8 protein-coding genes are annotated in these 14,593 nt (G+C 45.5%); 7 read left to right on the top strand and 1 reads right to left on the bottom strand.

Annotation, left to right across the window (positions count from 1 at the left end; all coding sequences use genetic code 11):
• The 6 genes from GTQ38_RS17165 to GTQ38_RS17140 all read left to right on the top strand — a co-directional run.
• Positions 1 to 5,045, top strand: a 5,045-nt coding sequence (locus tag GTQ38_RS17165; protein WP_161436778.1) for a BspA family leucine-rich repeat surface protein, incomplete at its 5' end; no start/stop codon positions are given.
• A 209-nt stretch (positions 5,046 to 5,254) separates the two neighbouring features.
• Positions 5,255 to 6,079, top strand: a complete 825-nt coding sequence (locus GTQ38_RS17160) for a dienelactone hydrolase family protein (protein ID WP_161436777.1) — start codon at positions 5,255 to 5,257, stop codon at positions 6,077 to 6,079.
• 382 nt (positions 6,080 to 6,461) lie between these two features.
• Positions 6,462 to 8,297, top strand: coding sequence for a phytoene desaturase family protein (locus GTQ38_RS17155; protein WP_161436776.1), 1,836 nt, complete (start codon positions 6,462 to 6,464; stop codon positions 8,295 to 8,297).
• 205 nt (positions 8,298 to 8,502) lie between these two features.
• Positions 8,503 to 10,374 (top strand): tetratricopeptide repeat protein, encoded by a 1,872-nt coding sequence (locus GTQ38_RS17150; protein ID WP_161436775.1) that lies wholly within the window; start codon positions 8,503 to 8,505, stop codon positions 10,372 to 10,374.
• A 233-nt stretch (positions 10,375 to 10,607) separates the two neighbouring features.
• The gene (locus tag GTQ38_RS17145; RefSeq protein ID WP_161436774.1) at positions 10,608 to 10,973 is read left to right on the top strand and encodes a hypothetical protein; all 366 of its coding nucleotides are present in this window, start codon (positions 10,608 to 10,610) and stop codon (positions 10,971 to 10,973) included.
• Positions 10,974 to 10,988: 15 nt separating this feature from the next.
• Complete coding sequence (locus GTQ38_RS17140) at positions 10,989 to 11,348, top strand: hypothetical protein (protein ID WP_161436773.1); 360 nt, start codon at positions 10,989 to 10,991, stop codon at positions 11,346 to 11,348.
• A gap of 158 nt (positions 11,349 to 11,506) precedes the next feature.
• On the opposite strand, the gene GTQ38_RS17135 is transcribed toward GTQ38_RS17140, so the two are convergent.
• Positions 11,507 to 12,121: a winged helix DNA-binding protein gene (locus GTQ38_RS17135; RefSeq protein ID WP_161436772.1), complete on the bottom strand. Its 615-nt coding sequence runs from the start codon at positions 12,119 to 12,121 to the stop codon at positions 11,507 to 11,509.
• Positions 12,122 to 12,206: 85 nt separating this feature from the next.
• On the opposite strand from GTQ38_RS17135, the gene GTQ38_RS17130 reads away from it, so the two are divergent.
• Entirely contained in the window at positions 12,207 to 14,573 is a 2,367-nt protein-coding gene (locus GTQ38_RS17130) for a TonB-dependent receptor (protein WP_161436771.1), read from the top strand.
• Positions 14,574 to 14,593: the final 20 nt, after the last annotated feature.

Genomic DNA, 14,593 nt, shown 5'->3' with positions numbered 1-14,593 from the left:
CACCAACAGTTACATTTATAAGTGATGTAAGCGATGGGAAAAGCAACCCAGAAGTGATCACCCGCACCTATAGAGTGACGGATGCCGCGGGCAACAGTACGGATGTCACCCAGACCATTACCATAAACGATACCACCGCTCCTACAGCCAGCAATCCGGCAGCGATCAGTGCCCAGTGTAGTGCTCCTGCATCCAACATTGCGGTAGTGACCGATGAGGCCGATAATTGCGGCACACCAACAGTAACTTTTGTAAGTGATGTCAGTGATGGGAAAAGCAATCCTGAAACGATTACCCGCACCTATAGGGTGAAGGATGGGGCGGGGAACAGTACGGATGTCACCCAGACCATAACCGTAGAGGATACGACCGCTCCTACGGCCAGCAATCCGGCAGCGGTAAGTGTACAATGCACCTCCAATGTCCCTGCCACGGACATTGCGGTGGTGACCGATGAGGCCGACAACTGTACCGCCAGCCCAACGGTCACCTTTGTAAGTGATGTAAGTGATGGCAAGAGCAACCCTGAGGTGATCACCCGCACCTATAGGGTGACTGATGAGGCGGGGAACAGTACGGATGTCACCCAGACCATCACCGTAAACGATACCACCGCCCCTACAGCCAGCAACCCGGCAGCGGTAAGCGTACAGTGCTCCTCCAATGTCCCTACTTCGGATATTGCAGTAGTAACCGATGAAGCGGATAACTGTACCGCCAGCCCGACAGTCACCTTTGTAAGTGATGTAAGTGATGGTAACAGCAACCCTGAAACCATCACCCGGACCTATAGGGTGACTGATGAGGCGGGGAACAGTACGGATGTCACCCAAACGATCACCGTAGAGGATACCACCGCCCCTACCGCCAGCAATCCGGCAGCGGTAAGTGTACAATGTGTCCCAGCTACGGACATTACGGTAGTAACCGATGAGGCCGACAACTGTACCGCAAGCCCGACAGTCACCTTTGTAAGTGATGTAAGTGATGGCAAGAGCAACCCTGAAACCTTAACCCGGACCTACAGGGTTACCGATGAGGCAGGGAACAGTACGGATGTTACCCAGACCATAACGGTTAACGATACCACCGCTCCTACAGCCATTTGCAAGACGGCAGTATCGCTCCAATTGAGCCCCAACGGTACGGCTACCCTGGATACCTCCCTTGTGGACAATGGTTCCAACGATAACTGCGGAAGCGTCTCCCTAAGCCTGTCGAAGAGCAGTTTTATGACCACGGATCTTGGTGCAAACTCAGTGACCCTAACGGTTACCGACGGCACCACCACAAAAACCTGTACGACCACGGTGACTGTGGAGGATCCCACGAATTTTGTCACCACCTGGGACACGACCAAATCAGGTACATCCGATTCGAACTCCATTACCCTACCTTTGACAGGGACTTATGATGTGGACCTGGGCAATGATGGAACCTATGATTTATTGGACCAGACCGGAACCACTACCATAGATGTCACCACGTATAGTCTTACGGCCGGGGAGATACAAGTGGCCATTCGCAATGCCGCCTCAGGGAACGGGACCCTGAGCAGGATATATTTTCTCAATTCTGGCGATAATGATAAGTTGCTTTCCGTAGACCAATGGGGTAGCAGTATCTCCTGGAGCGGTATGGAGTATGCATTCTACGACTGTGCGAATTTAGACGTCAAGGCCACCGACGCCCCAGACCTAAGCGGTTTAACCAGTATGCATACGATGTTTGCAAACTGTACCTCACTTACGGGATTGACGGGTTTCTCTAACTGGAATACAAGCGGCGTGACCAATATGAGCTACCTCTTCTATGGAGCGAACGCCTTTAACGGGGATATTGGTGCCTGGAATACCAAGAACGTTACCACTATGAATGCTATGTTTTATAACGCATGGGTCTTTAACCAGGACATCGGTTCCTGGAACACGGCCAAAGTGACAGATATGAGCGGCATGTTTCATTCTGCAAAGACTTTCAATCAGAGCATTAATTCCTGGGACACCGGTAATGTGGCCAAAATGGACGCTATGTTTACCGCCGCATGGGTCTTTAACCAGAATATCGATTCCTGGAACACAGCCAAAGTGACAGATATGAGCCAAATGTTTTCTAACACAACTGCTTTTAACCAAGACATTGGTTCCTGGAACACGATCAGCGTGACCGATATGAGCTACATGTTTGGCGGTGCGAGCAACTTTGACCAGGACATCAGTTTATGGAATACCAGCAGCGTGACCGATATGGGTAGGATGTTCATTGGTGCAAGCTCCTTTAACCAGGACATCAATTTGTGGAACACCAGCAGCGTGACTGATATGGACTGGATGTTTTCTGGCGCAAGTGCCTTTGATCAGGATATCGGTTCCTGGAACACAAGCAGCGTAACCGATATGAGCCATATGTTCCAGGATGCAACGGCGTTTGATCAGGATATCGGTTCCTGGAACACAAGCAGCGTAACCGATATGAGCTATATGTTCCAGGATGCAACGGCGTTTGATCAGAACCTGGGGGATTGGGACCTTGGGCTGGTGACTGAAGGCAGCTTCATGCTCAACAGAAGTGGGCTCTCTGTTGCCAACTGGGATGCCACGCTGATCGGTTGGTACAACCAGGGCTTTACCAACACTACCACCATCGGTGCCTCCGGGCTGGTTTACTGTACGGCTGGTACCGAGCGTGCTGCACTGACCCTCAACATCACTGGAGACAGTGCAGAGACCACCACGCCAACGGCACAATGTAAGGCAGCGGTGACACTCCCACTGGGTACGGGCGGTACGGCCACCCTGACCACTGATCTTGTGGATAACAATTCCAGCGATGCCTGCGGGGACGTCACACTAAGTCTGTCCAACAGTAGTTTTTCAACCTCCGACCTGGGTGCGAACACCGTAACCCTTACAGTGACCGATCCCAACGGCAATACAAACAGCTGCACCTCCACGGTGACCGTGTTAGACGCCGCAACTTTTGTCACCACCTGGGATACGACCAAATCCGGCACCTCCAACAGCAACTCCATTACCATCCCCGCCACAGGGACCTACGATGTGGATCTGGGCAATGATGGCACCTATGACCTATTGGACCAGACGGGAACCACTACCATAGATGTGACCACATACGGCCATACGGCCGGGGAAATACAAGTGGCCCTTCGCAATGCCGTTTCCGGTACTGGAACCTTAAGCCAAATACAGTTTCAATTCTACAATGACAACGATAAGGCCAAGATCCTCTCGGTAGACCAATGGGGTAAGTCTATATCCTGGAACACCATGGTGAGTGCATTCAGTGGCTGTATCAATCTGGACGTTAAGGCGAGCGACGCCCCCGACTTGAGCGGCGTGACCAGTATGAACCAGATGTTTAGAAATTGTACCTCCCTTACGGGGATGTCAGGCTTCTCCAGTTGGAATACGGCCAGTGTGACCGATATGAGCTCCATGTTCTTTATTGCAACCTCCTTTAACCAGGACATCAGTGCATGGAATACAAGCATGGTTACCAATATGGAGGGGATGTTTGCTTATGCAAACTCTTTTGACCAAGACATAAGTGCCTGGAATACAAGCATGGTTACCAACATGGGAAGCATGTTTTTTAGCGCCCATACCTTTGACCAAGACATTGGTTCGTGGGACACAAGTAGGGTTACCGATATGGGTAGCATGTTCAAAAGTGCAACCGCCTTTAACCAGGATATCGGTTTCTGGAACGTAAGCAAGGTTGCTGATATGACCAGCATGTTTTGGAGTGCTACTGCCTTTGACCAGGACATCGGTTCCTGGGACACCAGTAGCGTGACCATTATGAGTCATATGTTTGGTGTCGCCAGAAGCTTTGACCAGGACATCAGTTCCTGGGACACCAGTAGCGTGACCGATATGGGTAGCATGTTCAATGGTGCCAAGGCTTTTAACCAGGACATTAGTTCCTGGAACACCAGTAGTGTGACCAATATGGGTGGCACGTTCAATGGTGCAACCGCTTTTAACCAGGACATTAGTTCCTGGAACACCAGCAGTGTGACCAATATGAGAAATATGTTCAGTGGTGCGAGTGCCTTTAACCAGGACATAGGTTCCTGGAACACCAGTAGTGTGACCGATATGAGTGGCACGTTCAATAGTGCAACCGCTTTTAACCACGACATAGGTTCCTGGAACACCAGTAGTGTGAATGATTTGAGCTACATGTTCTATGGAGCAAGCGCTTTTAACCAGAACATTGGTTCCTGGAACACCAGCAAGGTGACCGATATGAGCTGGATGTTTTATGGCGCAAGCGCTTTTAACCAGAACATTGGTTCCTGGAACACCAGCAAGGTGACCGATATGAGCTGGATGTTTAATAACGCAAGTGCCTTTAATCAAGAACTTGGGGCGTGGGATTTGGGGCAGTTGACAGACGGCATTCAAATGCTCAATGACAGTGGGCTCTCGGTTGCCAACTGGGACAAAACGCTCATCGGTTGGTACAACCAGGGCTTTACCAACACCCCCACCATTGGTGCCTCCGGACTGTCCTACTGCAACGCCGAAACCGAACGTGCCACGCTGAGCTTCAATATTGTTGGAGACAGTAAGGACTGTAGTGGAATCGGGCCCCCGGAACGTTTGTTTGTACAGAATCCGAATGGCGATGGTACCAACAGCAATGATCTTAATGGGCCACCGGATCTGGGCGGATCAGGATCCGTAACGAACAGCGATAAAATAGACAGTAAGGACTTTGCAGGATTGCCGGAGGTAGGCAACAGGGGATTCTCACCAAACGGCGATGGGGTCAACGATACTTTTTCCATTAGCTGGCTGAGGCGTGATTATCCCAATTATACCATGGCGATCTATGACCAAAATGGCACCCTGGTATACCAGGGAGACGCGGGGACACCGGACTGGGATGGCAGCGCTGCCGGCCAAAGCATTACCATGGGAGACGCCAAACTACCCTACGGAGTGTACTACTATATGATAGACTTCGGGGACCGCAGCAGACCAGCGGTTCAGGGAATCGTTTATTTGAACCGATAAATGAGGTCTATTCAGTTTAGTTGGACGAAGTATTAGAAGAGGTCTACGATTTTAGCAATAATTTAAATAAGGCTTTGATTCTGCATTGGATGTCGCTTTCTTTTTCAGGAATACCTTAAGATAATTTTCTTTGTATTCCAATTTAAGTTGTTCAACATGTAACCTTAAGCAGGCAATTACTAAATTTATAGGATCAAAATCCTATTAAAATGAAACGACTCTCTACATCCATCCTAATTTTGGCCCTTATAATTGGCTTTTCCTGCAAAGAAAAAAAGCCCGCTGAAGCAAAGCCGGAACCCTTAGCTGTAAAAGTTACAGGTTCGGAAGTTTCCTATGCCACAGATTCTACGAACCTCAAAGGTTATATAGCCTATGATGAGAATAACACGGAAAAACGTCCTGGAATATTAATTGTTCATGAATGGTGGGGACATAATGATTATGTGAGGGAGCGTGCAGATATGTTAGCGGATCTTGGCTATACTGCGTTAGCCGTGGATATGTACGGTGATGGCAAGCAAGCAGACCATCCGGATGATGCGGGAAAATTTGCAATGAGTGTATTCTCCAATTTGCCAGAGGCTACGGCGCGTTTCAATGCCGCAATGGAGTTGCTAAAGCAGCACGAATCTGTTGATGGCGATAAAATAGCAGCCATCGGATACTGTTTTGGCGGAAGCGTGGCTTTGACCATGGCCAATAGCGGTTCTGATCTGGACGCGGTCGCCGCTTTCCACAGTGGTGTTGCTCTGCCGGTTATGCCCACTAAAGATCTAAAGGCCCGTGTGCTGGTATGCAACGGTGCTGACGATCCTTTTGTAAGTGCTGAGTCTGTTGAGGCATTTAAGTCGGCCATGGATTCTATCGGAGCTTCCTATGAATATATCTCTTACCCTGGTGTTAAGCACAGCTTTACTTCTAAGGCCGCGGATGCCAACGCTGCAAAGTTTGAGCTGCCTCTGGCTTATGATGAGGAAGCCGACCAAAAATCCTGGGCAAGCCTGCAGCAATTGCTTTCTGAGGTTTTTTAATCAATACTTAGGGATTTAAACATACTATTCTTTCCACCCATACCGAACGGCTGTTGCCAATTGGCAAGGCCAACGTTCGGGTGGGCTGGTTTTATTTCCAGGTAAAGAAATCATGAAACCCGAACCCTTTTATGGATACAACTTATCTTCCTAAACAACTTCACGAAATATAGGCATTCAGACTATCGCCAAACAGCTTTCGATAAAATGGTAACAATATGATTTTCATCATGTTAAAATATATCGTTCGGTAGTACTTTCGTCCTATCATTAGCATATCACAGGAAAGTTCGCACCACTTCTTTGAATTCTCCTTCCGGACAACCCCCGGATTCAAACCGAAAATACCTGTCCTTAGAATTTACGATTAAACTACCTTATCATGAAATACAATACTATTATCATCGGAGGTGGCTTAGCCGGGCTTACCGCAGGGGCCACCCTCTCAAAATTTGGAAAGAAAGTACTGTTGTTAGAACAACACCATAAGCCAGGCGGTTGTGCAACTACGTTTAAGCGTGGAGATTTCATCATTGAAGTCGGACTACATGAAATGAGCGGCATGGTTGAGGGCGGCAACTTAAGGAGAGTCTTTAAAATGCTGGAGGTAGACAAAAACGTTCATTTTGAGCAAGTGCCGGAGTTTTACGGGGTGTTATCGGATAAAGAAGACTTTGTTTTTCCGCACGGTTTCGAAGCGGCGACCAAGGCGCTTATCGACAAATATCCTGAAGAGGAAAAGGGCATTAAGAAATTCATGAAATTGATTGCGGGTATTAGAAAGGAAGCACACAGCTTGCCTGGCAATCCTTTTGTTAGGAAATTGATCTATCCGCTAATGCCCTTGCTTTATCCAAACCTGGTAACGGCAACTAAACATACGGTTGCCTCATGGCTAAACAAGTACATCAAAAATGAAAACACCAAACTGGACCTCGTAGCACATATTGCTTACTGGGGAGATGACCCTAATACCTTGTCCATGTTTTATTTTGGTTTACCCTTTGCCGGCTTTATCGAGAGCGGAGGATACTTTATAAAGGGAGGTTCACAAAAGCTTTCGGATCATCTGGCAGAATATATTGAAGAACACGGAGGTACCGTACTATTGGGCAAAAAGGTGGAGAAAATCAATACCGAAAATGGTAAGGTCACAGGAGTCACATTTCGCGATAGTCTCAGCACAAATGGGCAGTCCATTACCATTAAGAGCGATAATGTAGTGGCCAATTGTGCCATACCCACAGTACCAGCCTTGTTGGATGAGCCCTACGCCAGCACACTCAGGGGAAAGATAGATCCACACCCCAATTCTACTTCGCTATTATGCATGTATTTGGGCTTTAAGCAAAAAGTAGCTCAATTTGGTGTAAAATACTATTCAAATTTTGTCCAGGGTGAAGATGTAAAAAGCCTAAAGGATGTGCATCCCAACCAGCTAGGCGACTGGAATAAACGCAGCTTCATCTTTGTCGATTATGACAAAGTCGACTCCGGGCTTGCACCATCAGAGAAATCTGAAGGTGTTATCTGCTGTGTAGCTTATCTAAAGAATTGGGAAGGTCTGAGCGATGAAGAGTACAAGTCTAAAAAGGAAAAAGTGGCTCAGATCCTATTGCGTCGTTTGGAAGAGAAGTTCCCGGGAATAGGGGAAAGCATAGAATATTATGAGGTCTCCACGCCAAAGACCATCAAGCGATATACCTCTAACCCCAGCGGGTCGGTTTATGGTTTTGCCCAAACTTTAGAATTAACCGCTTCCAGGCGATTTAGAAACAACTTTCTGATACCCAACTTGTATTTTGCTTCGGCCTGGGCCTTCCCCGGAGGCGGATTTGAGGGCAGCATAATGGCGGGATTTTTGGCAGCATTGCAAATGAATAAAGACAAGATCTGGTCTCAATGTGATAGGGAAAAATACAAGGACGAACGAGTGGTGAAGCTCATGGCATCGAAAAAACTGGATGATAAAAATTTAGAGTTGAGCTTTGAAAAGCCCGAGGGCTTTGAACATCAAAAAGGACAGTATGCCATTATGCGACTGCTTGACCCCAAGGAAATGGAATTGGATTTGCCCTATAGATGGTTACCCTTAGATTCCACTGCGGACGAATCTGATTTGAAGTTTAAAATTAGCCTGGAAGAGAACAGTTTTTCTAAAAGTTGTGAGCTTTTACAAAAAGGGGAGGAGGCATTGATATTAGGACCAATCAGCTAGGGAGATTTGCCTTTTACAACCACTAAAATTGGCATAGGAAAGCGGAAGGGATTAGAAGAGAAGGCCATACCTTATAAAATAGCGCTTCTGTTTAGTAGTATCTTCTTAGGTAAGTTGTATTTGAACATGGCCATAATGCTGCAAGGTTTTTCCTTCTATAAATCTTGGTTTAATTGCCTATTTTTAAAGGACAAACCAACCAGGTATGAAAGCCTTGACCGCTTTATTTTGCTGTGCTACTTTATTAGTGGTAACCATCCCAATGACGGCCCAAAAGAACCAGAAGATCGATAGTCTGTTAGAGGTTTATGCCAATCAACCAGAGGGTATTGAAAAAGTAAAAACTTTAAGTACATTATTCACCACCTTTTTGTATCAGGATCCGGACCTGGCGAAGAAATACGCGGAAGAAATGCTATCGCTTTCCAGAAAGATCAACTATGATAGGGGAGAAGCGCTAGGCCTTTATCATATAGGGGTGTGTTTTACGAATTCGAATAATGTAGATTCGGCCAGAACCTATTATCGGCAGTCGCTAAAATTACAGGAGAAGGTAAAGGACGAAAAAACAAGGGCGAATGCGCTTGACGGGCTGGCAATTTTAGCATATGACCAGGGTAATTATGATGAGGCACTGGAGTTGCTGGACGAGACTCTGGCTTTTTTCAAAACCACTCCCGTTGATTCTTCCAGTCTGGCTTCTACTCATTCATTCCGCGCTTCTATTTATATCAATCAGGGAAAGTTTAATATCGCGCTTAAGGAATGTATGGCCGCCCTGGATATATATAACAAATTTGATGATGAGATCAGGAAGGCAGATGCTTTGGGGGTATTGGCCAGTATAGAATCTTCACTCAATAATTTTGAAAATAGTATAAAGTACAACAAAGAGGCACTGGAGATCTATGAGGCCAACAACGATCTGTATTATTCTGCCCAGGCCCTGAACGATATTGGTAATGTTCATTATTATTTAAAGGAGTACCGGGAAGCTCTGGAACACTTTGAACGGAGCTTAGAACATTCTGAGGAAATAAATGCCAAAGCACTACAGGCTACCACACTTGGGAATATGGGAAAAGTATATTCCGAAAATAACCAGACAGACAAAGCCCTGACCTGCTTTACAAAGGGACTTAAAATTGTACAGCAGCTTGAATATCGTTTTAAGGAATGTGAGATCCTCAACGACATGGGAATCGCTTACAGTAAGGATAATCAACCTGACAATGCCATTCCGCTGTTTGATAAAGCCATAGCGATTGCCAATGAAATCCAATCTCCCCGAAACTTGGAGATCAGCTACTATCAAAAGTCACTAGCCTTTGCTAAATTAAACCAACCCGTGCTTGAATTAGACAATTATAAAGCCTATACTAAAATTCACGACTCTATTCTGAATCTTGAAAAATCTAAACAAATAGAGGAATTGCGTACCATTTATGATACCGAAAGAAAGGAGCAACAGATCGTACTGCAGGAAAACGAAATTGAGCTCTTAGGACAGCAGGCGGAAATTAGCAAGCTACAGAAACTACTACTGGGAGGAGGCTTAGGATTATCACTGCTGGTGATAGGGTTTGGCTTTTACGGATACCGGCAAAAAATTAAGCGAAGCCAATTAGAAAGAGAAAAGCTGGATGCCGAATTGGCATTCAAGAAAAAAGAATTGACCACACACGCCCTACATCTGGCCAAAAAGAATGAGGTGCTGGAGGGCTTAAAACAAAAGGCCAAAGCATTAAAGGCCTCGGAAGGTAGTGGCCAGGGATACCAGCAATTGATCCAGACCATAAACTTCGATCAGCATGACGACAAGAACTGGGAAAGTTTTACCCGCTATTTTGAACAGGTCCATAAAGACTTTGCGGGCAACGTTAAAACCCGGTATCCTGAAGTCACCAAGAATGAGCTCCGCTTTATGGCATTGATCAAGATGAACATGTCTTCCAAGGAGATAGCCAATATTCTCAACATCTCGCTTGCAGGCGTAAAAAAGGCCCGAAATCGCCTGAGAAAGAAACTGGATATTACCCCTGAAGAATCCCTGGAAGCCCTGATTATTTCGATTTAGGCCTATCGTTTCAGATCTGGAGAAGCTTTGAAACGTCCATAAAAAAAGGCCTTCTCAGCTTGTCACCCCTTTGTCACCCCTCGTTTTTTTTATACCCGATTTTCATCATCTAGGTTTGTCTCGTCATTAGTTTGACGCACATGTTTTGTGGAGCCTTGCACTGGTTCTGGCTGCAGACAAAACCGGTTGCAAGCAACTCCAGAAAACTAAGTTTCATCCGCAAAACCTGTATTATGAAAACGCTTAAAATACGATTTCCGTTATTCGTTTTATTCATTTTAACCCTTTCCGCGTCCTGCGAAAGCACCGAAGCCTGTGAAGAAGACAACATAGGTACTATTGCCCTTGAGAACAAAAGAACTGAAGGCAATTTACATCTTTACATTAACCCCGTCCGTATAGGATCTAATACTCCGGGAGATATTTCGGTACCACCGGGTGAAAAGGCCAGCATAGATATTCCGGCCGGATCACCCAATATTGTAGTAAGACTGATAGTAACCAGTTGTTCAGGAGAGCGATGTATGGTTCGGTCTACCCAACTGGATGAAAAATCTCTGGATGTCTCCAGCTGTGAAGTAGTAAACCTGGCCTATTAATCACTAAAACCTAGTATGATGAAAACGAAGATCACCAAAACCGTTTTAGTGCTGTTTGTTGCCCTGTTTACAAGCTCATGTATATCTAAAAAGAACTACGCCAATCGCGTAAAGTCCTGGCAGGGATCCAATGTAAATAACCTGATCAGTTCCTGGGGGCCGCCGATAGATGTATATACCATGCCCAATGGGAATATCATGTACACCTGGCTCTACACCAGTGATGGTTATGTAACCACCCGATACAATGAATGGCTGGACCAGATTGAGCAGCGCAAGGAAAGTTATTATTGCAAGACCACATTTACGGCAGACCAAAATGATTTAGTTGTGAACTGGAGGTTCCAGGGTAACGCCTGTGTATCCTTTAAATAGGTATGCAGTATCTAACATCAAGCACACCAAAAAGCCAGAATGAAAGTTTTGGCTTTTGGTATTATTGAATAAAATGTACTTCTTCTTTTCAGAAGGTTGGCACTCCTTTAAAAAAGCATTGAGGTAAATCCACTCCCAAATTTGTATCAAACACCTTATTACAGATACTGATCCTGAGTCTCATTTAGATAAATAGGATAATGGAAATCATCCAGTTTTTTAAGTAAATACAATAGTTTTTGTTTCTCCTTCTGATTCAAATTCCGGGCTACCAAATTCGCTGCCCGGCCTACCTTTTGATATCCCAATTGAATGGCATTTTTCCCATCATCCGTCAACCGCAAAAGTTTTCCTCTTTTGTCGTCCGGATTAGGAAATTCCTCGATAATCCCCTTTTCCAAAAGTCGGCGGATGACACCCATTCCTGTAGATTTGTCGTAGGCCAACATCCGGATCAGATCGGTCTTGCCAACCTGCCGCGCTCCATCGAGGATTACAGTAAATTTAAAATCCATATCTGTGGAAAAGGGCAATCCTTCCAAGGTCATTTTAATGTATGAATTGGAGTACCGGCTTAATCGACCTATATAGGCCGCCAACTCAGCTTCAATACTATGTCCGGTGATGGAATAGGTTTGTGTTTCCGAATTTTGATTTCTTCTGGAATCCAGCCAGTCCAAAAAGGTATTTAAGTCATTTTTCCCTTCCTGCTGCTCCTTTTTAAATTCTCCCACCAGTAGGACCAGCTCTTTGGTTAAACCGTAAACATCCATAAACAACTATTTAACACTAAATTAATTAAAAATACTATGTTTTAATATCTTTTTGTTTAATATTTGCACCTTAAAAATAAACAAAATGAAAAAGATAACCCCAAGCTTGATTACTTTCCTGTTCCTCTCAGTATTCCTGATTAACAGTAGCTATGCACAAGTTACAACAGATTTATTTGGTACGGTTACTGATGAAGTTGGTGCACCCGTAGCAGGCGCATCGGTATATCTGGAAGGTACAGCGAAGGGAGCACAGACGGATTTTGACGGAAACTATACCATAAAAGGAATCACACCAGGAACCTACAATTTGGTGGTTAGTTATATTGGATACGAAACCCAAACCCAATACAATGTCATTGTACGTTCCAAAGGGACGCCCAAATACAATTTCGTACTCAAAGAAGCATCAGAACAGTTGGATGAAGTAGTGCTTTCTAACGCCAATAAGATAAGTCGGCCGCGGGAAACGCCCTTATCCACCCAATCCCTGTCCGCGGTAGAAATTGCTACCTATCCCGGAAGTAACAATGATGTGGTGCAAGTAGCCCAGACGCTACCGGGAGTCTCTCCTTCCATAGGTGGATTCCGAAACGACCTTATTATCCGGGGTGGGGCACCGAACGAAACGGTCTATTATTTGGATGGTATGGAAATCCCCAATATCAACCACTTTTCCACACAGGGAAGCGCCGGAGGCCCGGTGGGATTGATCAATGTTTCCTTTATTGACAATGTTACCTTGTCTACCTCTGCCTTTGGCGCTCGATATGACAATCCGTTGTCCGGGGTACTCCAGTTCAGTCAACGGGACGGAAATAGCCGGAATTTCAATGGCAATTTTCGGGTAAGCGCCACAGAAGCTGCTTTGACCCTGGAAGGCCCTCTTTTTAAAAAGGCTGATGATGAATCCAGGACCACCTTCCTGGCTTCGGTGAGACGAAGTTATCTTCAATTTCTGTTTGAACTCGTCGGTTTGCCCTTAAGACCCAACTATTGGGATTATCAGTACAAAATCAACCATAAGATTGATTCCTATAACGACATCAGCTTAATCGGGCTGGGATCCATTGACGATTTTTCTGTTGAACCTCTGGAAGAATTTGATCCGGAGCAACAGGCGCAACTAGATCAAACACCATTTATTGAGCAACGGACCAATGCCATAGGCCTTACCTGGAAAAGGCGATTTAGAGATGGTGGCGGATTTATGGAAACCACCTTGAGCAATAATACCCTGGTAAACGATTTCACACGTTATGAAGACCCGGAAAATGAGACTGGAGTAATCTTTAGCAACGATGCGACAGAATCCGAGACTAAATTGCGTTACGCCCTGACCAGGTTTTTGGGAGACTGGAAATTAACCTCAGGCTTTAATGTGCAATATTCAGACTACGAAAACGAAACCGTGAACGTCACAGATAATATCACTTTCAATTCCGCCATAGATTTTTTCAAGTATGGTTTCTTTACCAACCTGACCAAGTCTTTTTTTAACGACAAATTAGATTTTTCCTTCGGGTTTCGATTGGACGACGATACTTTCACGGAAGAGGACAACCTCTTGTCTACATTCTCGCCAAGGTTGTCCCTTTCTTATGAATTCTCGGAGAATTGGAGGTTAAATGGATCGGTAGGGCGCTATTACAAACTGCCCCCATATACGATTTTAGGGTTTAGGGACAACAATGGAATTTTGGTCAACCAAAATGCGGAATACACCCTGAGCGATCATGTGGTAGTAGGTCTACAGCACTATTTCGGTCCGTCGTCCAGTATTTCCCTGGAGGGTTTCTACAAGCGTTATGATGACTATCCTGTTTCTGTTCTGGATGGAGTTTCTCTGGCCAACAAAGGGGCTGATTTTGAGGTGCTGGGTAGTGAAGATATAGAAACGGTAGGAAGGGGTAGGAGTTACGGTGCAGAATTGCAGTTCCAACAAAAACTCTCCAATAATTTCTACGGAATTTTTGCTTACACCTGGTTCTATAGTGAATTTACGGGATTTGATAGAGATAGTTACCTTCCCTCGGTATGGGACAGCCGTCATTTGATATCCTTTACGGGGGGTTACAAGCTTAAGCGTAATTGGGAACTTAGCGCGCGTTATCGTTTTGCAGGGGAAACACCCTTTGTGCCTACGGATCTGGATGCGACCCTGGCCAATTATCCCGAAGTGATTCTGGATTACGATAGACTTGGTGAGGAAAATCTTGATATTTTCAGCCAATTAGATGTTCGGATAGACAAAAAATGGAATTTTAAAAACCTGTCTCTCAATGTTTTTATAGAAGCCCAGAACGTTTTAGGGCAAGACAATCCCCAGCCCACAGAATACGGGCTGGACCGAAATGCCAATGGGGATATTGTGGAACCCAGGAGCCTGGTAGCCATTGAAAGCGATACAGGACAGGTGCTACCCAGTATAGGTATTGTTGTGGATTTTTAAGTTGAAATCTCCAGCAGCCA

It is taken from the genome of Poritiphilus flavus (assembly GCF_009901585.1).
Lineage (GTDB): Bacteria > Bacteroidota > Bacteroidia > Flavobacteriales > Flavobacteriaceae > Poritiphilus > Poritiphilus flavus.
This window is presented reverse-complemented; position numbering and strand designations above follow the sequence as displayed.

Excerpts from the sequence above, each read along its gene's own strand:
- GTQ38_RS17145 (WP_161436774.1), top strand. The coding sequence starts at position 10,608 with ATGAAAACGCTTAAAATACGATTTCCGTTATTCGTTTTATTCATTTTA.
- GTQ38_RS17155 (WP_161436776.1), top strand. The coding sequence starts at position 6,462 with ATGAAATACAATACTATTATCATCGGAGGTGGCTTAGCCGGGCTTACC.
- GTQ38_RS17150 (WP_161436775.1), top strand. The coding sequence starts at position 8,503 with ATGAAAGCCTTGACCGCTTTATTTTGCTGTGCTACTTTATTAGTGGTA.
- GTQ38_RS17130 (WP_161436771.1), top strand. The coding sequence starts at position 12,207 with ATGAAAAAGATAACCCCAAGCTTGATTACTTTCCTGTTCCTCTCAGTA.
- GTQ38_RS17135 (WP_161436772.1), bottom strand. The coding sequence starts at position 12,121 with ATGGATGTTTACGGTTTAACCAAAGAGCTGGTCCTACTGGTGGGAGAA.
- GTQ38_RS17140 (WP_161436773.1), top strand. The coding sequence starts at position 10,989 with ATGATGAAAACGAAGATCACCAAAACCGTTTTAGTGCTGTTTGTTGCC.
- GTQ38_RS17160 (WP_161436777.1), top strand. The coding sequence starts at position 5,255 with ATGAAACGACTCTCTACATCCATCCTAATTTTGGCCCTTATAATTGGC.